Annotated in this window: 19 protein-coding genes and 1 tRNA gene; 7 read left to right on the top strand and 13 right to left on the bottom strand. The window is 37.8% G+C overall.

Annotation, left to right across the window (positions count from 1 at the left end; genetic code table 11):
- Window positions 1-141: 141 nt before the first annotated feature.
- Window positions 142-1,584 carry a phosphoglucomutase/phosphomannomutase family protein gene (locus ACIR310F_RS0111645; protein WP_028083980.1) on the bottom strand — a complete coding sequence of 481 codons (1,443 nt, stop codon included), beginning with the start codon at window positions 1,582-1,584 and terminating at the stop codon, window positions 142-144.
- Between the two features lie 273 nt (window positions 1,585-1,857).
- Between ACIR310F_RS0111645 and ACIR310F_RS0111640 the strand changes: the two genes are divergently transcribed.
- Genes ACIR310F_RS0111640 through ACIR310F_RS0111625 form a run of 4 tightly spaced genes read left to right on the top strand, consistent with a single transcriptional unit; the run spans window position 1,858 to window position 5,636 of the window.
- A complete protein-coding gene (locus ACIR310F_RS0111640; protein ID WP_028083979.1) occupies window positions 1,858-2,145 on the top strand; it encodes a small RNA NsiR4-regulated ssr1528 family protein in 288 nt (95 codons plus the stop codon).
- Window positions 2,146-2,200: 55 nt separating this feature from the next.
- Window positions 2,201-2,629: a hypothetical protein gene (locus ACIR310F_RS26240; RefSeq protein ID WP_028083978.1), complete on the top strand. Its 429-nt coding sequence runs from the start codon at window positions 2,201-2,203 to the stop codon at window positions 2,627-2,629.
- A gap of 56 nt (window positions 2,630-2,685) precedes the next feature.
- Window positions 2,686-5,433, top strand: coding sequence for an N-6 DNA methylase (locus ACIR310F_RS0111630; protein ID WP_028083977.1), 2,748 nt, complete (start codon window positions 2,686-2,688; stop codon window positions 5,431-5,433).
- A gap of 11 nt (window positions 5,434-5,444) precedes the next feature.
- Entirely contained in the window at window positions 5,445-5,636 is a 192-nt protein-coding gene (locus ACIR310F_RS0111625) for a hypothetical protein (protein WP_028083976.1), read from the top strand.
- A gap of 500 nt (window positions 5,637-6,136) precedes the next feature.
- Here ACIR310F_RS0111625 and ACIR310F_RS0111620 read toward each other — a convergent pair.
- The 8 genes from ACIR310F_RS0111620 to ACIR310F_RS26235 form a co-directional block, all read right to left on the bottom strand.
- Window positions 6,137-6,210: transfer RNA gene (locus ACIR310F_RS0111620), tRNA-Val, on the bottom strand.
- Between the two features lie 94 nt (window positions 6,211-6,304).
- Window positions 6,305-7,084: a photosystem II S4 domain protein gene (locus ACIR310F_RS0111615; RefSeq protein WP_028083975.1), complete on the bottom strand. Its 780-nt coding sequence runs from the start codon at window positions 7,082-7,084 to the stop codon at window positions 6,305-6,307.
- A 121-nt stretch (window positions 7,085-7,205) separates the two neighbouring features.
- Entirely contained in the window at window positions 7,206-7,706 is a 501-nt protein-coding gene (locus tag ACIR310F_RS0111610) for a hypothetical protein (RefSeq protein WP_028083974.1), read from the bottom strand.
- A gap of 53 nt (window positions 7,707-7,759) precedes the next feature.
- On the bottom strand, window positions 7,760-8,149 hold the full coding sequence (locus ACIR310F_RS0111605) for a hypothetical protein (RefSeq protein WP_028083973.1): 390 nt from the start codon (window positions 8,147-8,149) through the stop codon (window positions 7,760-7,762).
- Window positions 8,150-8,327: 178 nt separating this feature from the next.
- Complete coding sequence (locus ACIR310F_RS0111600) at window positions 8,328-10,313, bottom strand: TolC family protein (RefSeq protein ID WP_028083972.1); 1,986 nt, start codon at window positions 10,311-10,313, stop codon at window positions 8,328-8,330.
- A 109-nt stretch (window positions 10,314-10,422) separates the two neighbouring features.
- Window positions 10,423-11,982, bottom strand: coding sequence for a circadian clock protein KaiC (gene kaiC, locus ACIR310F_RS0111595; protein ID WP_028083971.1), 1,560 nt, complete (start codon window positions 11,980-11,982; stop codon window positions 10,423-10,425).
- Between the two features lie 181 nt (window positions 11,983-12,163).
- The gene (kaiB, locus tag ACIR310F_RS0111590; RefSeq protein WP_028083970.1) at window positions 12,164-12,478 is read right to left on the bottom strand and encodes a circadian clock protein KaiB; all 315 of its coding nucleotides are present in this window, start codon (window positions 12,476-12,478) and stop codon (window positions 12,164-12,166) included.
- Window positions 12,479-12,601: 123 nt separating this feature from the next.
- A complete protein-coding gene (locus tag ACIR310F_RS26235) occupies window positions 12,602-13,081 on the bottom strand; it encodes a hypothetical protein (RefSeq protein ID WP_414534261.1) in 480 nt (159 codons plus the stop codon).
- A 994-nt stretch (window positions 13,082-14,075) separates the two neighbouring features.
- Between ACIR310F_RS26235 and ACIR310F_RS0111580 the strand changes: the two genes are divergently transcribed.
- Window positions 14,076-17,282, top strand: coding sequence for an ATP-binding protein (locus ACIR310F_RS0111580; RefSeq protein ID WP_081677586.1), 3,207 nt, complete (start codon window positions 14,076-14,078; stop codon window positions 17,280-17,282).
- 247 nt (window positions 17,283-17,529) lie between these two features.
- Here the strand turns inward: ACIR310F_RS0111580 and ACIR310F_RS0111575 are convergent, their stop codons facing one another.
- Together ACIR310F_RS0111575 and ACIR310F_RS0111570 are read right to left on the bottom strand one after the other, a co-directional pair.
- Window positions 17,530-19,368, bottom strand: a complete 1,839-nt coding sequence (locus ACIR310F_RS0111575) for an ArnT family glycosyltransferase (RefSeq protein WP_028083967.1) — start codon at window positions 19,366-19,368, stop codon at window positions 17,530-17,532.
- Window positions 19,369-19,461: 93 nt separating this feature from the next.
- Entirely contained in the window at window positions 19,462-20,079 is a 618-nt protein-coding gene (locus ACIR310F_RS0111570) for a hypothetical protein (RefSeq protein ID WP_028083966.1), read from the bottom strand.
- A 166-nt stretch (window positions 20,080-20,245) separates the two neighbouring features.
- Between ACIR310F_RS0111570 and ACIR310F_RS0111565 the strand changes: the two genes are divergently transcribed.
- Together ACIR310F_RS0111565 and ACIR310F_RS0111560 are read left to right on the top strand one after the other, a co-directional pair.
- A complete protein-coding gene (locus ACIR310F_RS0111565; protein WP_028083965.1) occupies window positions 20,246-20,578 on the top strand; it encodes a DUF565 domain-containing protein in 333 nt (110 codons plus the stop codon).
- Between the two features lie 4 nt (window positions 20,579-20,582).
- Window positions 20,583-21,623, top strand: coding sequence for a glycerate kinase (locus ACIR310F_RS0111560; protein ID WP_028083964.1), 1,041 nt, complete (start codon window positions 20,583-20,585; stop codon window positions 21,621-21,623).
- 152 nt (window positions 21,624-21,775) lie between these two features.
- Here ACIR310F_RS0111560 and ACIR310F_RS0111555 read toward each other — a convergent pair whose 3' ends face one another.
- Both ACIR310F_RS0111555 and ACIR310F_RS0111550 read right to left on the bottom strand, forming a co-directional pair.
- A complete protein-coding gene (locus ACIR310F_RS0111555) occupies window positions 21,776-23,233 on the bottom strand; it encodes a protein adenylyltransferase SelO (RefSeq protein ID WP_028083963.1) in 1,458 nt (485 codons plus the stop codon).
- 199 nt (window positions 23,234-23,432) lie between these two features.
- Window positions 23,433-24,284, bottom strand: a complete 852-nt coding sequence (locus tag ACIR310F_RS0111550) for a DUF6671 family protein (protein WP_028083962.1) — start codon at window positions 24,282-24,284, stop codon at window positions 23,433-23,435.
- Between the last annotated feature and the right edge of the window lie 35 nt (window positions 24,285-24,319).

Here is a 24,319-nt window from a genome sequence, read left to right as displayed (position 1 = left end):
TGTCCGTTGTCCGTTGTCCGTTGTCCGTTGTCCGTTGTCCGTTGTCCGTTGTCCGTTGTCCGTTGTCAGGAAAAAGGCAAAAGGTAGAGATTTTACCCATTACCAATTACCCATTACCCATTATCAATCACCCATTATCCATTAATTTGATTCAGCCCAAGTTTTTGCCCAATTTAGAGTTTTCTGAACTTGTTCTATTGTTGCTGCTTCACAATAAAGCCGTAAAACTGGTTCAGTACCACTAAATCTAATCATTAACCAACTTTGATCAGCCAGACGGAATTTATAACCATCAATAGTTTGACAAGCGATGACTTGTTTACCTGCAATTTCTGTTAAAGGCTGAGATTGTAACTGTTGTAATAGTCGCCCTCTCACTTCCATATTCGCTAAAGGTAAATCAATACGATCATAGACCGATGAAAAATCAGTTTGTTGTTGTAAATAACGATAATATTCGCCTAAATCTAACCCTGATTCTACCACAGCCTCCAATACATACAGCGCCGATAATAAAGCATCACGTTCCGGAATATGACTACCATAACCAATCCCACCAGATTCTTCACCACCTAGCAATACCTGTGTAGTTAACATTCTGTCAGCAATGTATTTATAACCTACAGGGGTTTCATAGATAGAAAGGTTATGTAAGGCGGCTACACGGGGCATTAAGTCCGACCCACTCACAGTTTTGACTATTTCCCCCTGAAAGTTGCGCCGCCGGGTCAGGTGGTCAATTAAGATGGGGATTAAAATTTGAGAACTGAGGAAATTAGCATCTTCATCTACCGCTGCAATGCGATCGCAATCGCCATCAAATATCAAACCTACTGTTAAACCAGCTTTATTGCTTTGGCGATGGTTTTTGATGACTGTAAATAGTCGTGACAGGTATTTTGGTAAAGGTTCCGGCGCACCACCTTCAAATAAAGGGTCACGTTCACTATTGATTTCTTGAACCTGTGACCCTAAGAGTCGCGCTAGTCCCCCAGCCGCAGCCCCGTGCATGACATCCACAAATATTGTTAATTTACCAGCAGCGATAACTTGTTTAATTTTGTCAATATCAACTTTACCCGCTAATGCCTGACAATAACTCGGCCAAGGATCAAAGCTATGTTCCTTACCTGGAATCGCTACTGGTGGCACTTTTTCTGATAATAAAGCTTCTATCTCTTGTGTAACTTCCGGTGGAACTGAACCACCAAAGGCACTTTTGACTTTTAATCCTAAGTATCTACCCGGATTATGACTCGCTGTCACAACTAGCGCTCCCAAAGCCTTGAGTTCTTTAGCCGCCCAGCTATAAGCCGGAGTTGGTGCAGCAGTTTCGCTAAACAGGACATCAAAACCCACTGCGGTGACAGCATTGGCGACAACACGAGCAAAATCTTCCGCCATAAATCGGCGATCATAACCGATAATAATTGTCCGGCTACCTACCTCAAAAAAGTAAGTATTATGTAAAACCTTGGCGGCTACGGTCGCTACTAACGCCAGGCGTTCAAAGGTAAACTCCTCACCTATCACACCGCGCCAGCCATCTGTGCCAAACTTGATTGGGTTAGTTACAACTGGCATGAAAATATCCTCAATTTCTAATTGAGGATTTTAGCATTTATGCAGGTAATTAGTAATGGGTAATGGGTAATTGGTAAAAATCCTTTTTTCTTATCTATGCTTTCTCAATTGGTAACTTGTTTAAATAAGCTAAGACACATTCCCATTTCATTTTTGAATAGATACGTAGCGTAACCCACCCCAGAATACGGACTAAATAAATAAATTTAGGCATCAAACTGGATTCCTATAGGTGGTAAAATAGTCCAATATAATATTTGAAAATGAGTTACCATGACTACTGACACTACCACAGGTGCTGATGCTATTGATCAAGCGATCGCTAAAGGAATTGATTTTGATGGTTCTCCTATTCCTCCCGCTAAGTTAGAATTGTATGAACAAGTTATGGCTTTAGAAGCCAATAGACAGCGTAGTGGTGTATCCAACACCATGCGTTCTCGCATTGTCCGCATTGGTGCTAAACATATTCCCCAAACTGAACTAGACCAAAAGCTGATTGATGCTGGTTTCGCGCCTCTAAAAGAAAAGGAAATTGCTTTTTTCTACAGCGGTAAATAATCAGTCACTTTAAAAAACTGTACAGTGACTAATTATCTGTCATCGTGACAAGTTAATGTCGTTTTATAAATCCTTACTGTACAAGGATTTTAGCGACTTAACGATATTATACTTCAATCCAATTAGTGACAAAATAAATGTCGTTTCCCATGATTATGACAAATTAACTGAGCAACTTTCATTAGATGAAGCTGAAGCTGCTAGTCGTAGATTGCGTAATTTGGGTAAAACTATTAGTAATCAAGCCTTATTACAAGAAGCCCTTGAGCGTGATGGTCTGGTAGCAAATAAGAAAAGCCGTAAAGATCGTCAAAAATTGGAGCAAGAAATTTTGCGCTCTACTGCTGAGTCTCAAAACCTGTTATTGATAAATTTTAATTCTTTATTTTGGATAGAGCGATTCCTGCGGAGCGCTTCGCTATCGCTTTTTTTGAGCAATTCCACTATAGTAGTGAAAGGTTGTTTTCTTTTGCAGACAAAGTAGCAACATAACAACCGGATAATTCCTTAGTTAATTTACTTAATAAACACAACTGTGAAATGGCTGTACGGGGACTGGATAATGTAATTGAAATCGCTCATCGGGTGTGGGGCATAGAACCACACCGTCATGTGCGTATCCCCTCAGCAAACAGCAATGAGCAACCTATACCTGTAGATGCTCTATGGACAGATTACGGTCTACGCCCAAATTCTAATAACTTGTCCTTCATGGTTCAATCTGTTCATGAATCAGAAATAAACGCATGGAAACAGAGATTACGTTATTGGCCTATTCGCGCCGGGTTGTTAGTCTCAGATGAAATTTATATACTTCAATATTACACTCCATCGGGCTTAGAAGAACGGATTATAGATCGTGACTCTCTATATTTAGAACTAACTAGACAAGATAGCCACTTATTTAAACCAAAAGCACTGGCAGAATTTCGTACTGGTCAGCTAACATTAGCAGATATTGAAGAATCTGTTTCAGAACGAAGTTTTTCTTTTCTTCTGCGACAAAGAGCCGAATTAGATCAAGCATTTCAAAATGCTATTCAAGGGGTGCTTGCAGAAATTGGTATTCCTAAAAGGAGAAATCCAAAAAATCAAATATCTTCTCGTCACGAAATAGCAGGTCACGGAATTCGTGTAGCGATCGCGTTTTTAGCAGCAAGAATTTTAGAAGATAAAGGCTTTTTTGGTTCTGAATCACGCATTCCTACTGATGATCCTCGTCTTTTACTGAATCTGACTGTACCTCGTGCTAATGGTTTTTTCAAAAAAGCACTGGAGGAGTCAATACCTCATCTTAGCGACAGAATATTACAGCATTTAGGAGCTAACTTAGGTAGTCGAGTTAGTTTTGCACTGGTAGATCATCGAGATGTGGGATTGCTGTATGAACGAGCTATTAAAGAATTACCTAGTGATATTGAAGGTGGACAATGGACTGATTTACAGCGACATTATACTCCAATAGCGATCGCTGAAAAAATGCTGGAATTATTACCTTTAGAAAGGTTACGTCCAGAAGAACGAATAATTTTTGATCCTGCTGCTGGTTCAGGTAGTTTGCTATTAGCTGCTACATCACGTTTGGCAGGGATGAGTGATATTCCTGAAAATTTAGAAGCAAGAAAATCTTATCTTGCAAATCATGTAGTGGGTAATGATTTAGATCAATATGCAGATTTAGTAACACAATTACGATATACCCTAGCAAGAGAATCACTAGGTCAAGATATTCCATTTCCTTTTCCTAAGCATTTTACCCATGAAAATTATAATGACTTAAACAAAGGAAATATGGCTATTAAGCCGCGTGTTATTATTGCTAATCCTCCTTTTGCAGAGGATGGTAATACTCAACGGGCTGCAAGACTTATAGAAAAAGCATTAAGCTGGCTAGAAAAAGATTCTCAATTTGCTTTTGTATTACCTCAATCTTTTTTGTCAAGTACAACTCATGGCATCCCAGATGCACGTAATTTATTAACTGATAATTGCCAAATTTTTGAAGTTTGGCAACTTCCAGCAGGGAATATTGGCATTCATGCTAAACAAGATGTGTGCGTAATTTTAGGAAGTGTAGGTAAACCAAAAATAAAACTTCCTCTAGCTGGAAAAGCAATTTTTTCTCAAGTTAGTATTCCCGAATCTCGTAATGGTGGTTTCCTTGGTACAACATGGATATCACAATTAAATTCTAATTCTGAAAATTGGGAATCACTGACAACCCCATCAATAGATATTAATGTTCCCACCATACCATTAGGAAATCTTTTCTTTGTTTTTAATGGAGTAACTCCTAGTAAAAACTACAAACCAGTTAGTCAATGTCCACCAAATACTCAATGTAAGAGAAACTGGCGTATGAAGTGGCGGGATATAAATCGGCTTTGGTCAGATCCAAACAGAGTTAGCGAAGAAGAACGCTGGATTAGGTATGGAAAACAATATCTTTCAAGTGCCAGATTAAAATACGAACTACTTTTTGACTTACCAAAAGTTCTTGTAGGTCGTAAAGTAAATCGAGGTTCGTTATATCCTCTCGCTGCTCAATTAGATACTACAGGTCTTTGTCCTGACAATAATATATTTTGTGTTCTTCCTGCACAACAAGCTGGAAAATCTCCTCAACTACCTGATAATCAAAAATTTGTACAAGAATGGAATCAGCTAACTTATGAAGATCAAAGATTATGGCTGTTAGGCATTTTATCATCTCAAATCGCAAATTCACTATCTCTAATTGGTCGCAAAACACATGAAATAACAAGTGATGAGTTATGTAAACTTATCTTACCTCAGAAAATAGATCCGCGAATAATTAAAATTACCAGTCAAATTATTGAGAGAGATCAACAACGTCTGGAAATTCCTCACCCAGATAAATTACGGATTCAATTAAATAAAATTGTAGAAGAATCTTATGGTAATCCTCATTGGATAGAAATTAAACGGACTGGAGAACCACCGGAATTAGAATTATGGAAATCAGAACAAACAAAGCCTACATTTACAGTGCGTGGACAAGTTTTAGAAGTATCTCAAGATAATAGTCAAATTCATTTGTATTTGAGTGGCTTACTAGATGACAATAGAGAAGACTGGCTGCCAATTTTACCAGAAATGCCTGGTTGGGCGCTGGATGGTACAGTTTTTAAAGCTGAACTAAGTCAGGATGTCGAAACATTTGAAGAACTTGCCCAACGTCCTTGGGCTATCAGACAATTTCGCCATACTCCTCGTCCTTATCTAACTGACGATGAGCTAAAAGAAGAATTAGGGATAGAGGAGTAAAAGTAAATTTTATGACCTGTGAATTTGTTTTTTTACCAGTTGGCAATGCTGATAGCATAATTATCTATCCTGATGGTGGTTCAGCCGTTCTTGCAGAAACTTCTGGAAATTGGGTTTTGAGTACTCAAACAAACCATAAAGATGTAATTTCTACATTACCATATCCAGCTTGTCAAGCAGCGCATTTTCATTTTCGGGGGTAAAAAAGAAAGGATAAAAAATAAAGAAGTAGCCGGAAAGTTCTCCTTATTAGTAACACTAATTTTGAATGTTTACAGAAGTTGTGGTTTTATATCAATAAAAGATGGACAGTTATGGTTAGGAAAAAACTGGGAAAAAATGTTGTTAGTTGACGGTTTTGATGGTAGTTAGAAAACATTTATTGCCAAAAATATCGAAGACAAAAAAATAAAAAAGACCTGAACTCATTGTATATCAAGCAATGAGAGTTTTTTTGCTGTCAAAATAACTAGGGAATACTTACAGGACTTACGCAAAATATCTCTCAAATCCTCATTTCTCCGTGACCTCTGTGCCTCTGTGGTTCGTTATTCCATGAATCTTGCGTAAGTCCTAACTTAATGATAAAATAAAATAATTGCTCAATAGATTATAAACGGAAAAAAGAGCGAATAATAGTAAAAGTTTCGCTCTTTCTTTTGCTATAATGACAACATATAATCAGTCACTTTAAAAAACAATATGGACGGTATTGGACTCGAACCAACGACCCCATCGATGTCAACGATGTACTCTAACCACCTGAGCTAACCGTCCGTAATCACACAGATTAATAATCTATCATCTAAAATATCATCTGTCAACCCCTGAAACCAAAATTTTATTTTAGATATATTTTAGATATATTATTTTACATATATCTAGTTAACTGCACCCGATAACGATCCTTTTTTGTCACCGCAATTTCTCCCACTTCTAACCGCCCTTTTCCCCGAATAGCAATTAAATCCCCCGTTTTGACCTGGGAACTAGCTTGAGTGACTTCCTTCCAATTAACACGCACATCATTGGAGGCGATTAAATCTACCATTTTACTGCGAGACATCCCAAACCCAGCAGAAGCCACCGCATCTAACCGCAAAGAAGCTTCCACAGTCGTTAATTCTTTTTTCTTTGGTTCGCGGATTTTTAACTCACTAATATCAATGCGTTGAGTTTTCACCGGTACGGAACGCACCTGTTTTAAACTCATCTCTAAAAATTCTCCCAATTCCGGGACAACAATCACCTGCGCCCCTCTTTCCCCCAAAACAATCACATCTCCCGTTTTTTCCCGGACAATTCCCGTTCCCAACATCGCACCTAAAAAATCTCGGTGATTCGCTGTATCAAATAAGAAATTACCAGCAATTTCTAAGGCCATGATAGCAACTTGAGACTGATCTAATGGTAACTCAGCACGAGCGATCGCTATTCTTTGTCTTTCCGCTTGGGGATATCCACCCCAAGTCACTAAATGCACCTCTGTTAATCGGCTAAATACCCGTTGAATTTCCGCTAACTCTGGCGGAGACAAAAAATCTGTTAATACCACCTCCCAGGTCTTTATAGCCTGGTCTGCTTGATCAATTACACGGGCAATGGTATCCCGGTTTTCAACCCCTTTTAAAAGTTCTTCTCTAGGTAGCATAGAATTATAGCAGTTACAGGAGTTCGGATTGCGAAGTTCATAAGTATTGTTATTAATTGTTATTCAGAATCCTGATTAATCCTTAAATCCTGGATATCCTGATTCAGACAAGAATTACCAATCAATTATTTTCAGCATAACCTTGAATATTTTCCGGGTCAAACTGCCTTAAAATCCGAGTAGCTTGACGGGTGAGAGTTTCTGAACCTTGGACGACAATTAAATACTTACCCGCATCTAAGCGATGACGATAGGGTAAAGCATCACCACCACCCTCAAACAAACCAACACCACCCCCCACAAATACACTACCCATAGCCCCGCTACCAGCACCCAAAATTCCGCCAATTACGTGATTACCGATTTCTCCAGCCCAAGCAAAGGTATCTAAACCAGTAATCAAACTGAAAGTAAAACCGGAAAAAAAGCCAAATGGGACTAACCAAATCGCCATTAATTTTACTTGTTTTTTCGCTTCTTCTTTGGGATCAATTAAACCAAACTCATCAGCACTTTTATAACCTCTACCAAGAATAGTCCCATTTATGCCTTCTTTTTCTAAAGCTAAATCGGCGGCTTCGGCTTGGATACGATCTGATAATACAGCAACAAGATAATTCATTAATCTTCAACTATTTTTTAAATTCCAGTTGACATCATCAGTATATTCACTAATCAGGATTGATCTGATTTTAGCAAGTCTAAAGGCTCACAAAAGTTATTTACACCTTGTTTAAGAACATAAATTAAAACCGGTGTGGCCAGACTTCTAGGAAAGGTCTGTATTGTCCTCAGATGTTCTATCATCTCTTGAATTGACCCATTTAGCAAGTCTTCTCGATATTCCTGTTCACAAATTACAGCCCGCCATTTTTTGGCTAAGGCATCTAACCATTCAGAATTAGTTTGTTCCGGTTGTTGTCCAGCCTTAATAGCCAGAGTCATTACCGCGTCTTCTAAATCTCCATCGCAGTCCTCTATCAAGTCTAATGCTTCCATTGCTTGAGAATCATCTACCATCAGAGAACGAAATTTTGCAATCTCTTGTGATGTAACTTTAGTCATGGTCATGAGTTTTTGGCTAGTTTAGCAGTTGCAACAGTTTTGAGAACTATTTTACAGCATTGAGAATTATCAATATCAATTCATGCCCTGTCCATTTCTTGTAGGTTGGGTTGAGGCACGAAACCCAAGGCTGATGTTGGGTTTTGCTTCGCTTAACCCAACCTACGAATCTTAACTCTTATTTGACTCCTGACTGCTCTAACTGTTTTAATCCTTTGGCTGTAACATATCTTTGTAATTCTGTCAAAGCTCGATTGTAGTCTAATATGGCTCTGACGCGATTTCCCTCGGACCGTGTTAAATCATTTAAGGCGTTAATTACATCGGTTTGAGTACCTACACCTGCTTGGAATCTTAACCGCGCTAATCGTAAAGATTCTCTAGCTTGTTCTAAGGCTACATTAGCAGTTTGTACGTTCTCTAAACTTGATGCTTGGGTGGAATAAGCTTGTTCTACTTGAAAGCGAATTTGGTTTTTTTGTTCAGAAAACTGGGTTTCAGCAATCGCAATACTGGTTTTAGCTTGGGACGCTCTTGCTTTTGCTGCTCCCCCATTATATAAATTAATACTGGCTTGTAGTCCCAATGAATAACCATCGCTCACACTAGTTCCATCATCAAATTGATCTAATAAGTTATATCTCCCTACTAAACTCACCTGTGGACCAGAAGACGCTAAAGCCTGTTTTATCTGTGCTTCGCCAATTTTCCTTTGCGCTAAAGTTTGTTGTAGTTCAGGACGGTTTTGATAGGCTAAAACAATGCTCTGTTCTAGTGGTTGCTGCCATAAACCTGCTAATTTTACTGGATCAGCCGCACTAATGCTCACTGACTGGGATAAATTTAACAATGGTGCTAATTTGCGGCGGGCAATTTGTTGTTGAGAGATGGCATTGGTTAAGTCTTGTTGAGAATTGGCTAGGTTTACTTGCGATCGCAATACATCAAAACGAGTACCAACGCCAGCTTTTTCTAAGGCCATGGCATCTTTTAAACTAGCTTGAGCATTTTCTACCGCTGACTGGGTAATTCTCACGTTTTCATCGGCTTGTTGCAGATCATAATATGCCTTGGACACATTTAGGCGAATTTCCTCAGATTGTCTTTCGACATCCAACTCTTGTACACGTATCCTTTCTTCAGCCTCCTGAATAGCCCCATTACGTCTACCAGAGGTATACAAATCATATTTTATCTGTGCTGTTCCGCTAAAATTTGTATTTGCTGGAGCATCACCTACTCGTGGATTGTTTGTTCTAGCTTGGTCAAACTGTAGTGTTGTCCCAACGTTACGACTATTGGTTACATCTGCACTCAAGTCTACACTAGGAAATAAAGCCGCTTGAGCTTCCCGCAGAACTGATTTACTGCGTTGTAATTGTAATAGGGACACTTGTAAATCATTGTTATTCCGTTTAGCCAGTTCCAAAGCCTCTGACAAACTAATTGGCCGAGTTGTCTGTATTTTTACTTCCTCCGCTTGTCTTGGAAATAACAGTAGATTCGGGTTAGGATTTAAGTCATTAGGAGTATTAGTAAAATCTACGGACTGACTAAGTTGGGATTTTACATTACCAACAGCAAAGGGTTTACTAGGTTCTGATGTAGTAGGGATAGTTGTTTGCGCTATCCAATCAGAAGTTTTTTTAGGTAAACAGGTGTTAGAAGCAAGTAGCAAAGCTGCTTGACTCTTCTGCTGTGGGCATTTACTAGATTCTATTAATTCTGATACCTTAGTATCACTGCCGATAAATTGCTGCTCAGAATTACCTGATTTTGGATTATTAACAGCTAGGAAATTATGATTTGATAGATCAGAAAAATTGACAAATCTACCATCATCTTTTTTAAGTATTTTTACTCCCTCAAGACCAAGATTATTGTCAGCGGTAATTATTGGTAGACTGTAGTTAACAGCAGGCTTTATACTACCTGGACGGAAGTAACTGCTAGATAATAATCCTGAGTTACTTGTAAATTGACTGTTAGAAAATAAGCTATTGTTTGTGAATAAATTTCTACTATTGGTAGAAATCAAAACATTAGGATAAGACCCTGGCTGTACCTCACTCATATTCACAACATTAGCCCAAGCGGGCTGAGTTGTTAATACTGCTACTGTAAAACCGGGTAAGAAACTATGGAATAATTGCTGTCTTTTCACCGCGTCCCCTCACAGAAAAAAATATCAATTTAGCGGCAGAATACTTGTCTTCACCACAAAATATAGCATGATCCATAGATTTGTGAAGGAATATCGCACTCTTCCTATTTTAAGCATCAGAACTCTGTTTGTCTTCAAAACCCTTGACAATGCGAGAAAGTTCTGCTTTTTCATCTATAATAACGCGAGTAGGCGCACCGCTAATAATTCGCTCATAGTTACGCAGTGAATCTTTAATATCTGGTCCGTCGGCTGTGATATTATATTCACGAATGCCCTTATCATGCCAAGAGCCTCGCATTTTAAAGACGTTAATTGCCCGCGACATTTCTCCCCGAATCTCTACATACTGCAACATCAAAATTGTGTCTGTAATTGTGGAAATATGGGAGTCGGTAATGGAATGAGAACCGAGAAACTGGTCTGTAGTATTGGTAAAAAAACCAGTGATTTCTTCTTGTTTAGCATAACCTGTAACACCAATGACAAATTGACGAAAAGCGTTATTACTAACACCTCTAGCCATGGCTGAAAGTGAATCAATGGCAATGCGAGCAGGTTTAAAATGAGATATTTCTGATTTAATAATTTGTAAATGATCTTCTAAGCCAGTTGATTCGGGATAGGTACAAATTATTTTTAACAGTCCTTGATGTTCTAATTCCTCAAAATCAATCCCCCATGAATAAGCATTACGTGAAAGTTGAGCGCGAGATTCTTCATAGGCAAATAATATCGCTCTTTCACCATTAATACAGCCATCTTGGATAAATTTGCTCACTAATAAGGTTTTACCAGTTCCTGTAGCTCCTGTTGCTAAAATAATCGAATCTTTAAAGAAACCACCACCACACATCTGATCAAGGATTTTCACCCCAGAAGATACTCGCACATTAGAAGATCTTTGTGTTAATCGCATTGCTCCCAAGGGGAATATATTAACTCCTTCGTTGGTAATTGTAAAGGGATATTCACCTTTCATGTGGGTTGTTCCCCGTAATTTGAGAATTTCAATAGTTCGACGACGGCGTTCTCCTTCTAAAACGTTGCGAACAATCACTACATTATCGGAAACAAATTCTTCAACGCCAAAGGATGCTACTGGTCCATATTCTTCACCTCTTTCAGTGGTAATGATTGTGGTGACGTTTAATTGTTTCAGACGCGCTACTAAACGGAAAATTTCCCGTCGCACTACTCCTACAGCTTCATATTGTTGAAATATGGCTGTCATTGAATCAATGGAAACTCTTTTCGCTTTATATTTACGAATTGCATATTGTAACCTTTCAATCAGGGCAGATAAATCAAAATTACCGACTATATCTTGACCTTCGGGATCTGGAGAAGCGTCGAGAATAAATAATTTACCTTCATCAATTAAATGTTGCAAATTCCAATTAAAAATATGGGAATTTTTAATAATATCACTGGGTGATTCCTCAAAGGTGACAAATACTCCTGGTTCGTCAAAGTAGGTGATGCCATTATAAAGGAATTGCAGTGATAACAAGGTTTTTCCTGTCCCGGAAGTTCCACTCACTAAGGTGGTTCTACCAACGGGTAAACCGCCATGACTAATATCGTCAAAGCCCTCGATCATTGTCCGAATTTTTTCTACGCCACCAACAGGTATTTTTTTTTGGTCAAACTGCTCTTTTTTTGTCATGGTTTATCTAATATGGATATTCAACCTGGTTTTTTAAAATCAAGAAAGTTTTTGATCATTTTTCATAAATACAGCAGAATCTACTAAGTTAAGAGTCCTTTGGTAAAACCTGCTTAATAATTAAATTGATTTTTTATGAAAATTTTGTACTTCTTTTACCCCCAATCTACTGTATGTTATCCTACTCTTTTTCGTATTCTTCGTTCAATTCTTCATACAGCAGATCCAATCCAATTAATACTCTTTCTCTGTCTGTGAGATCACCAATAATTTTCCGCACCGGCGGCGGCAAAATTTTTGATAATGTCGGAGTGGCAAGAATTTTATCTTCTTCGGCTAATTGGGGGTTTTTCAGGACATCAATTACTTTTAAGGCATAAACACCTTTAAATTCTTGCTCTAAGATATCTTTGAGGGTTTTTAAGGCTCGCACTGAATTGGGGGTGTTCCCTGCCACATAAAGCTTGAGAACATAGGTTTTTTTGGCTTGATTCATACAATATAGACTCCTAAAAATAAGCAATAAATGTGACAAATAAAAAAGCAAAGGTTTTGGTTTTATCTATACTTTTAGTATTTACTCACAATCAATGGAGACGCAAATTCTGCTTCGCCACATTCAATTGATTTTAGCAACAGTAGAACGATAGATTTCACAAAGATGTGCCAAAATATCTATTAAGGTTAAACGGTAATCTAGTAATGTTTCATCGCTTCTACCTTCTAGTCTTAATTGTTTGGCAAATTCGTCAATGATTTCCATGTGCATTTCTATAATTTGTGGCACAGGAATATTAGCATAAAATAGGGCGTTGATAAATTTATCAATTTTTTCTTTTATGGCTTTGTCAGTTAGAAAATAATTTACAATAATTTGCCGATAATCTGATTTCAGTTGTTCTAATATCTCCCGTTTTTCGGTAGTAGTCATATCCTGAAAGTTTTGTGCCTTTCTCTGCTGGGCAAAGGCCAGGAAATAATTATTTTTTTTCTCTAATGTCTGATTAGGTAAATGGTATATCTGATCAGGTGTAGTAGTAATTGGTAGCCAATACCATTCGCTGATTAATCGGTAGTATTGGCTCAGGAATTTACTCATGAAATTCCATCTGTGAATAAGTAAACCTTTGTGCCTCTTTTGTGCAAATGGTCTACTACAAATTTGTTTTATATTTTTTTGTAAAAGCAATATAGGTACTAACATTTACGGTTGATAAATCATGGGTATTATGTAGGAGTGGCATATATAAGTCAGTAAATAAGCATATTTATTTAGCTTAAACAGAATAACTTATATCCATGGGCGTAGTTAGGAATCATTGATAAGTGCATTAACAAATCAAACTTGAACTTAGGTTACATTACTTTACTCCTTGATAAGATACTTAAATAAACTTAAAGAATTGTCGCATTTTAAATCATTATAATTCCTCAAGGTTCTAAAGCGAATCTTTGGAGTCATAATTATTGTTGTAGTTGTCACTTTCAAAAGTAATGATTTTTAATATAAGTAATAATCTTGTCAAGATGGTTACTTGTTCACTATGAAAATTCAGATCTTGCACCGTGAGGGGGAAAATAATCGAAGATTGGCTTAGAGTTCATGTATTTTCAGTCCATGGACTGTCCTAAAGTCATAGCCAAACCCCCAGAGTGGCTCTTGATAGCCTGTAGCTTACGGCTTATCTACATATAGATGGTATCAAACTACTGACCGTATGTAACAGCGATGAAAATACCAAAACTATTCAATATTTATTTGGTTTGTCTGGATTTATCTGGTTTGAGGAAAATTTTTCAGCGCGGTTTGTCAATATGAGGACTTACCCACGAGTTACGAAACAACGAACTACGAAAGCATGAACCAGAAAACAGCGTTCCCAAGGCACCCTCAAGGGATAGAACAGGAAGGAAAGAAGGTTTCTCCATATATTGTGCGTAATTCCTAAATATCTAACCGGAATCCCACAATAGCGTAGCCATTCTCAATATTCTGGCCGGATATTGCTTCAGGCTTGAAGACCATCTCAACTAAGGCTGATGGTGAGGCCGGGGTTGATCATCAGCAGAATGACCACTGAGGAATTATATCAATGCTACAGTACCCGCTTTATCAATTTCTAGCAAATGTACCAATCTGCTTAGAAACAAATACTCTAGCAACCGTGCTGGATATTTTTACCAACCAACAGTGCGATCGCTTGATGGTAGTCAATTCACAACAAGTCCCAATTGGTTTGTTATACTCTGCTCGGTTACTGCCACAATTATTAGCAGCAACCACTGATGACTACCTTTTAAATTTGCAGCGACCACTCTCACAGATGGATAAATCGCTCCTAGAACCAATACAGACCATATCAGCAGCACAGAGTCTGGAACATTTTCGTCTATTCTTAGAATACCAAGAAACTCAACAACAAAGAAATTTAGACTGGGCATTGGTTGACTCAGATGGTAAACTCCTGGGAATAGTGGATATTTTACGCTTATTGCAACTCTTAGCTCAAAACAAAAATCCTATTAACTCAATCATCAATCAGGAAAAAGAACCGCCAAAAATACACACATCCATAGTCCATTTGTTAGGGCAACTGCCTTGGCCAATTATGTTACAAAGTAGTCATGGCAAAGTAATCACCCAAAATCCTGCTTGGTGGCAACAATTGGGAGCATTAAAGGACATCGAAGGCGTTAGAAAACAGGTAGAGACCATACTTGCCCCGACTCATGCTCAAAAATCTGCTTATATTTATGCTAACCGGTCCGAAAATCTCAAACCAGATCCTTTCATGAGTCCCAAAACAACTATCTCCCCAACGGTTTTTTCACCTGACTCATCATCAGCTTTACCATTTCTGGAAGAGTCACCCGTTAATGTAAATAGTAGTTCTGATCGCTGTGTTTTAGATACGCATCTGGGTATTTGTACTTGTGTGGTCGAAATTAAAAATGGTCAAGAACGGGTTTGGCAATTTGCTAAAATCCCTTTGGATAGTAGGAAGTTGCAAATTTGGGTTTCTGAGTCGCAAGTGCCGGCAAGTACTGACGACCTATGGCTAATATTAGCAACAGATGTAACGGAACAACAACAACTTTGCAAGGAATTGGCAACAAAAAACGCCGATTTGATTCAACTCAATCGCTTAAAAGATGAATTTTTAGCTTGTATCAGTCACGAATTAAAAACACCACTAACGGCAGTTTTAGGACTATCCCGACTACTTGTAGACCAACAGTTGGGACAATTAAATGAGCGCCAAGCTCGTTATGCTGGGCTAATTCACCAAAGTGGCAGACATTTGATGAGTGTAGTTAATGATATTTTAGATTTGACTCGCATGGAAACTGGACAAATGCAACTCACTTTCACCTCAGTACAAATTCAGGTAGTATGTGAACGAGCTTTGTCAGATGTAAAAAATATCTATCAGCAAAATAACAAAACTCAACAATTATCCCCAGCAGAAAATCAAAATTCTTCTCATCGTCAATTTAGTCTGGCCATTGAACCGGGTTTAGAACAAATGGTAGCGGATGAATTACGCTTGCGTCAAATGCTGGCACATCTACTTTCTAATGCCTTTAAATTCACAGAAGTATCTGGGGAAATTGGGTTACGGGTAAGTCGTTGGGAAGGCTGGATTGCTTTTACTGTCTGGGATACAGGTATTGGGATTCCTGAACAACAACAACATTTAATCTTTCAAAAATTCCAGCAACTAGAAAACCCCCTCACCCGTCAGTTTGAAGGAACAGGTTTAGGATTAGTCTTAACCAGAGCTTTGGCTCGCTTACATGGTGGAGATGTCAGTTTCCTATCTCGTGAAGGTAAGGGTAGTCAATTTACTCTGCTTTTGCCTCCGAGTCCACCAAAACTCAGTTTTAGCGACTCTGAAGATATAAAATCAGAAAAGCGGGAAATAGGCAACACTGCCAATTCTTGCCGTCAAAATCTCCACAATTCCCCACAATACCAGCCTAATTCCTCCCCAAGATTGGTGTTGGTAGTGGAAGCAGTAGCCCAATATATTGAAGAATTAACTGAACAACTCAAGGCTTTAGGTTATCGTGTTGTCATTGCTAGATCAGGAACAGAAGCTTTAGAAAAGGCTCGACGTTTACAACCAAAGGCTATATTTTTAAACCCTTTATTACCTTTACTCTCAGGTTGGGATGTTTTAACTCTATTGAAATCTGATGCTTTAACTCGTCACATTCATGTTGTTGTCACGGCTACAGCCGCAGAAAGGGAGCAAGCACTTACTAAACAGGCTGATAGTTTTTTGAGTCTACCCATTAAACACCACCTATTGACTACACTATTATCACAATTATCCACATCTCCAAAGGTTCAAGATTCAGGGACGGAAAATAATAACCATCCTCAGATTGTCCCTCTACGAATTCTCCGGTTAGTAAATCCAGAATTAGAAGCGGTTAATCTCTATCCTTCCCTTCGAGAACATCGAGTTATTGAAGTAGATGATTTAGATCAAGCAGATCTGTTAGCACGGGTCTGGCAGTTTGATGTAATATTACTAGATATGGAAATTTCTACGGCTCGCACTTATCTACAACAATTAACTAAACACCAGCGATTAGCAACTTTACCATTGGTCACTTGTGATGTTGCTACTACTTTAGCCGCTTCCCAAATACCCGGATTGTCTGTATTTCCTTGTTTAAGTCCCTTGCATCAGGAAAATGATGCCCACAATTACCAGGGAAATGCTTTATCATCTGTATTACAAATTGCCGCCGGCATCAGTTGTCCACTCAATATTCTCGTTGTAGATGTTACTATGTTGCATGATTTACCCAAAATAAATCGCAAACCAGTCAAGAATTATCAGTTAATTAAAAATTCTACTCTCAATCTCAAAAATCAGCCGGGTAATAGAGGCTATGAATGGTTTCAAGCTCTAATTCAATACTTACAAACTGCTGGTTTTAGAGCTTCTATTGCTAGTTGTTGGTCGGAAGTTTTACAACAAGTTAGTCATAAAAGTGTTGACTTACTATTAATTTGTTTACAGGAAACGCCGATGCATCAAGAAGTACACAAAGCTATACAATCCTTGGGGGATTCATCCTTTAAATTACCCCCAATTTTGGTACTTGACCAAAAATTAAACCAGCCTAATTATGAAAATAGCTCTCAATCCCGTAAGCACAGATATACATCTTCTGTAGAAACTGCGGTAAGTGAAATTGCTACCCAGATATTACCCCGTTCTATCTCTATGGAAGAGCTATTAACTCAGATAAATCAAGCTTTATCTAGGGTTTGCTCATAGCCTGCGTCCTAGCATACTGATGCTATTTTTTGTATAAATTTTTCAAAAAAATTTTAATAATTACGGTTTGCATCCCCAGCGGCTGTGGTATGATGATAGTGCGTAAATAATGGGATGTTAAGACTTATTCAAATACCCACGCATTCCCATTATAAAAATATCATCCCCGCAGGGAAAAGTCAATAGGTTTAACCCAAAAAAAGAAAAATCTTTTAATGTTAAAATTAATACTATGGTACTGATAATTTCAAGATGGATTTAACTTATCCTTGTTGACTTTTGCCAAAGAAATACGAATTAATTGATAAGCTCCTTTTGTGGCTAGACTTTTGTAAGTATCTGGTTGCAATTCCATTTCTTGAAATTTTTCTTGCTCAATAAGCATTAATAATGATAATTTAGTTTTTGAGAATCCTGGGTTTTGAATATATTTTAAAGCTGCTTGAGAAAATTTGATGTAATTAACAATTTGCTTCGTGTAGAACGTCACAGTAGGTTTTTTGAAACCAACCATAATCAATTCTTCATTGGATTGTTTTAATTCAACAATTAAGGCTGATAATTCCCTCAGAGGTAACTGACGCTGTTGGTCCATAATTAAAATTGCAGGCATTAAAGAAATAGCAATAAAGGCTGTAAATCCCACTAAATTAATTATGATAATCTGTCGGTAACGGTGAGTTAAGATCAGGATAGACGAGATCAGAGCAATTATTAACCAAATTATGCCTCCATATTTGAGTATACCTGATTTCTCCATTTCTGCATATAATTTAGGAGCCGCAGGATCAGGTCCAACAATTTGGGTAAGATTAAATAGAGCAATAGAAATGAAAGTAATAAAAGCTACATTTATCCAACCACTGATACGTAAAGATGCGAGATGGGTTGGGGTGGGGTTTTGTGAAATGGGGAAAAGATCACTCCAGGATAATGCCACAAGAATAGCTGCCGCTGGCATCAAGGGTAACACATAACTGGGTAATTTGGTGACGGAAACGGTGAAAAATCCAAATACTCCCAAAAACCATAAACTGACAAATAAACCTAAGTGTTGAGACCGTTCTTTTTCTAGCCAATATGATCGCTGCCACAATTTTAGCCTCACTAGGGACGCAGGGATATATACTGCATAAGGCGCAAAACCCAGTAATACAACTAAGAAGTAGAAATACCAAGGCGCTGAGTGACCATTGACGACTTCCGTAAAACGCTCTATGTTATGATACACAAAGAAAGCGTTAATAAAATTCCAGCCATTACGCCAAGTTACTAAAATATACCAGGGAAGTGATAGGACTAAAACTATAACCATGCCCAAAATCGGCCGCATTTCCAGCCAAATTTGCCAAAATTTGCCCACATATAAGGCAAAAGCAATCATAATCAACCCTGGTAAAACAATTCCTACCGGACCTTTCGTTAATATTGCTCCAGCAATTAAAACATAACTTGCTAAGTACCATTGGTTAGGAAATTGCCAATTAGCAATGACAATTGCTCTGTTATTTTGAGCATATCCTAGAAAAAAACATAACAAAGTTGAACCTATACAGCCTGTGAGCAACATATCAGAAACCCCGGTTCTGCCCCAAACTATCATTTCTGGGTTAAGTGCCATTAAAGCTGCGGCTAAGGCTGCTGTCAAGTAACGTCTGGGTAAGTTGGTAACTTGTTCTAATTCGTCCTTTTTAGTAAAATACCACTGTACAGTATAAAACGCCAAAGCAATTACGCCCATAGCTGCTAATACAGAAGGCGTACGGGCTGCCCATTCATTAACACCCATAATAGAATAGGCGATGGCTTGACACCAATAAATTAAAGCAGGTTTATCAAAGCGAGTTTCTCCGTTAAAAAACGGAGTAATCCAATCACCAGTAAGTAACATTTGTCGGGAAGCTTCGGCAAAAAGTGGCTCAGTTTCATCAATTAAGCCCACATTACCCAAATTCCAACCAAAAGCTATCCAACCAATTCCCAATAACCACAAAGACGAAACCGCTACAGCTAGAACTGGACGCTGTTGTAAATCATGAAACCACTTATCAACCATTTTACCGGAAATACTCACTTTTATGTCCATGCAGTTGTAGTTAAAGACGCGGTAATCGTGTCCTGGCTAGTACACAATAGTTTACACTCAAACAAAATACAAATAAACTCCTGCCGTGATCAATTACCTATTTTGTAACACCAACTGCCATTCTTGTCTTTGAGGTTGCCATTGGGGAGAGGAAGTTTCCCCGACGACATAGGGTCCCCAATAGCGCCGAGAACCATCTTGGGCAAAAGCTGCTAGAATATCACCTTTCTCTAGTCTTAGATTAGCTTGAGGCAAGGATAAAACTAATCCTCTCTCACTTCCTTCTTCTGGTGCAAAATCCCAATGAGCGGGAGGAGTAGATTTGATTTTATTAATATTGGCACTTTTTTGAGATAATTGTCTGGCTAATAATACCAGACGTATGGGTTGAGTTGTTTTGTTGCTCACGCGCAGCAATCCTGGTACTTTGGTTTTAGTATCTGAATTAACCTGATTAGACAAAACGGTAGACTCTCTTTTTTGGCTACTCGATTCTACTGGTTGAATTGGTGTACTATTTGAATTAGTTTCCTCTCGATTTTCAGTGTTTGTCACACCAGATGGTGTATCTTTAGTGACTTTTGATACTGTTCCTGGATTTTTAGACTCAAAAGATATGCTGATATTTAACCATGCTGCTATTATCCCAATTAGTCCTAGTGCCAAAAAAACAATCATCAAGTTACGATACTGATACATGGAATTTTTCATAGTCAGATACAGTTAGAAATAAAATTAAAGGCTAGGCTAAAACAATATGGTTATCAATGATCCCCAATCGTAATTAACCGGGTTTACTTAGATTATCTAAAGTAGATTATTCAATTTCACAGCATCAAAACTAGTTTTCTCACCCTGTTTTCTGTTCTTTGCTACCATGCAAAATACTCGTCTCAACAACCTGTTAGACACCATAACTAGAAGCCTAAGTCAATGGTTTCTTAATCCTTGGCGGAGGTTATCATTGATACTAATTAGTTTTTTGTTTGGCTTTTTTTTGGGATCAGCAGTATCAACAACCGCTGGACAAAAAGCAGAATTAGACATTGTAGTAGCCGCATTTTTAGTTATACTTACTGAAGTATTCAGTAAAATATTTTATAGTCGCTCTTGGTTGTCGCGGGCAGCACTTTGGGTAGAAATACTCAACTATCTGAAAGTTGGTCTTATCTACAGCCTATTTCTAGAAGCTTTGAAACTGGGTTCGTAATTTTATGAGTAGTGAATGGCTAAGTAAAATTTTGACAACGGATACGTCTTGGCAACTATTAGCACAAGCCGCCGCACTAGCAGATCCTTTGAGAGCTAAGGTATTTAATATCACTGCTGATAATGTAGCCCAAGTTATGCAAAGGAGAGGGGACTTATTGAAGTTAGTTTTCTCTGATTTTAGTCAGTTTTGTCAAACTACCTTAAAAACTGAACCCCAAAAAATGTTAGAGGTAGTATGGGATTTGTGGCTACCTTTGAGTATCAAAATTGCAGACCAGCGTCAACAGTTAGGTAAACCTTTTATTCAAGGGATTTTAGGTTCACAGGGAATCGGTAAAACTACCATGTCTAAAATACTGGGTTTGATTCTCCAACACTTGGGATACCAGACTTTAAGTTTGTCCTTGGATGACTTGTACAAAACTTATAATGATCGCTTGGCTTTAATACAACAGGATTCTCGTTTGCTTTGGCGCGGACCGCCTGGAACCCACGATATTCACCTAGCTTTAAGTGTACTCGATCAAGTTGCTCAAGGCAAGGGTCCTGTCATGATTCCTAGATTTGATAAATCTGCTTATGGGGGTGCTGGCGATCGCACTATCCCTGAGTTTATCACAAATCCTGTAGATATTGTTCTCTTTGAAGGTTGGTTTGTGGGTGTAAAACCAATTAATCCCAAAGAGTTTTTAACAGCGCCACCACCTATTATTACAGATGCAGATAGACAGTTTGCTGCTGATATGAATGATCAGCTTAAAACCTATTTACCACTTTGGGAAAGATTGAATAGTTTAATAGTTCTTTATCCTACAGATTACCGTTATTCTTTAGTATGGCGAAAACAAGCGGAAAAACAAATGATTGCTACTGGTAAATCAGGAATGAATGAATTACAAATAGAGGAATTTGTGAATTATTTTTGGCGTTCTTTACACCCGGAATTATTTATTAATCCTTTGCTGAAATCATCCTCTGTTGATTTAGTAATTGAAATTAATGCTGATCATAGTTTTGGTAAGTTTAGATCCCCGACTTTTTGAAACGAACCACTCCAGGTACAGAGATCACAGAGGTAGTGAGAAAGGAGATATTTACATCTCTTTTATGAGCGATATATTGGTATGTACTTGAATGGATAAATTTTAGCCCCCTCCTCGCTTGCGGGGAGGGGGTTGGGGGTGGGGTTCTGGTATTACTTCCCTTTTTGCAGTATTTCTACTAAATCATAAAAAGGTCGCCAATTATCATTTTCAGTGATTTGTTCCCAAACTGACTCAATTACAGGTCTTAATAATGCTGTTTTTGGATTAGTTTCGGTTAAAGTTTTGCCAATTTTATCCATTTGTTCAAGATCAAAATGATTCAGGATTTTATGATAGAAAAAACACCAATTATCAAAGATTACTGATTGTCCCAACGGGGGGATAATTTCTGAACCATTCATTACTAAAGCTGGATCATCTCTCCATTTACTAGAAAAGGTATTAGCTATATCAGCAAAGAATTGATGATAACCAACTTGACTATCATGTAAAAAGGTAATAGTTAACCTCAAAAATTCATCAGCTTCCTCTAATTGTAAATCTGCAAAACCCAATTTTTTCAACATTAAAGCTCGATATTCAGCTTGATAATATTCAGCAAACTTAGATAAAGCAATATCCAAATCACTTTGAGGAATTATCGCTTTTAACGGTTCTTGCAACAGTTCTAAATTCAGTTTGCAAATCCCCGGTTGTTGACTGTAACAATAACGTCTATAATAATCGAAATATGCCGCTGTAAATTGCAAATCGTAGGTAGGAATAAAAGCATAGGGTCCATAATCAAAACTTTCCCCAGTAATTGACATATTATCAGTATTCAGCACTGCATGACAAAAACCCGCTGCCATCCATTGGGCTACTAATTCGGCGACTCGCTGCACTAATTCGGCGTAAAATAAAGCATATTTATCATTTTCAGCCTGTAAATGAGGGTAATATTGCTCAATGACATGATCTAAAAGCTTTTGAGTTAAATCAGGTCGTTGGAAATAGTTTAATCGCTCAAAAGTCCCAAATCGAATATGTGATTTACTCATACGTATCATCACAGAGGAACGAGTCGGTGAGGGTTCATCACCGCGCCATAGTTGTAAACCTGTTTCAATCATACTTAAACAGCGAGAAGTACCCACACCTAAACGATGAAGTGCTTCAGCGGCGAGAACTTCCCGCACTCCCCCCTTCAGTGTTAGCATACCGTCACCACCGCGCGAGTAGGGGGTTCTCCCAGAGCCTTTTGTACCAAAATCGTATAATTCTCCGTCAATACCCCGTACTTGTCCATAAAGAAAGCCTCTACCGTCACCTAATTGGGGGTTATATTGTCCAAATTGATAACCGTGATAACGCAGGGCTAACAGGGGTTTTCTGTACTCAAATTTACCAAATGCACTAATAAAATCATCGTCTTTTACGGATTTTGGATCAAGTCCTAACCGGGGTAATAGTTCATCATTACGCCAACGGAGAGTATGTTGAGGAAATTTCTCTGCTACAACTTGATCGTAATATTCATCACCAAGAGATTCTAGGACGGGTTCATAGTTGAGCGTCAGCAAAGGATTGGTAGAATAGGTATGATTGGGAGTTTCATCCAGAGTCATTATAATTAGGCTTAGTTGATATTTCTTTAATAATAGACAAAAAACGCCTAGCATTGGCTGAAAAACCCACCCTGAAATTCATTTCAACGCCAATAAGTAAAGTTTACTAGAGTAAACTGGGGATTTTTAGTCATCTTCAGATGACTTTGGCTATGAGAATGGGAATTTATTCCCAGGCGGTCTTCAAAAAATCCAGGCTTTAAGGATTACAATATTCACATAAACTAGGATCAGCAAATTCTTGATTATTAGGAAATAATTTTTGTTGGGTAAAACTGCATTTTTGACATTTAAAAATTACTGCTTTAATTAATGAAGTTGGTTGATGACAAAGTTCACAAGGTAGTCCGGGTATTTTCTGATTAATAATAAAACCAGGAGTATTACATCGGGGACATAAACTATTAATTTTATTAATTAAGTCTTGAGTAGTAAGGGCGATATTTTTCATCCTGGTAGAATTATACATTGCTCTCATATCTGTTTCTATATTAAATTTACCGTTTGTGTTTTTTATGGCAATTTCTACTGAATTTATCAAGTTTTCTTGGCTGGTAATACCTTTAATAAATTCTGTTTTTCCTGTGGATATATTATCAAATGAAACTACTAAACCATGGGCGGGAAACCCTACTTTTTTTCCAAATTCTTCAGCTTCTTCTAAACTAGAGATAGTTTGATGATTAAAGTTAGTTTCTGTGGAAAATACTTCACCAATAATTTCTAAATCATTTTGTTGATCCAGAAAAATAATTATTTCTCGATTAGCATAAATATAGGGAATTAGGGGATGAGGTGTAAAACTTCCTTCACTAGCTATCGCTATTTTTTGATCATACATTTCTAAGGCTTTTTTAGCTTTTAACCTAGCAGTAATAACTTGTGTATCTGGACGTTTAATTTCTCTGGTGAAAGTCCCAAAAACATCTGTATTTAACCCTTGAGTAACTATCACATTCATTCCTAAATGTTCTTTCAATAAAGGAGAAATTACTTTTTCTTTATTGTGCATTGTCGCTAAAATAGCCACGCGATTATTATAAATTGACATAATTTATTTCTCGATATTTATCTATAAATGACCGA

The organism is Dolichospermum circinale AWQC310F (assembly GCF_000426925.1).
GTDB classification, from domain to species: Bacteria; Cyanobacteriota; Cyanobacteriia; order Cyanobacteriales; family Nostocaceae; genus Dolichospermum; species Dolichospermum circinale.
The sequence above is the reverse complement of the archived record's forward strand: the minus strand, read 5'-3'. Positions and strand labels throughout refer to the sequence as shown.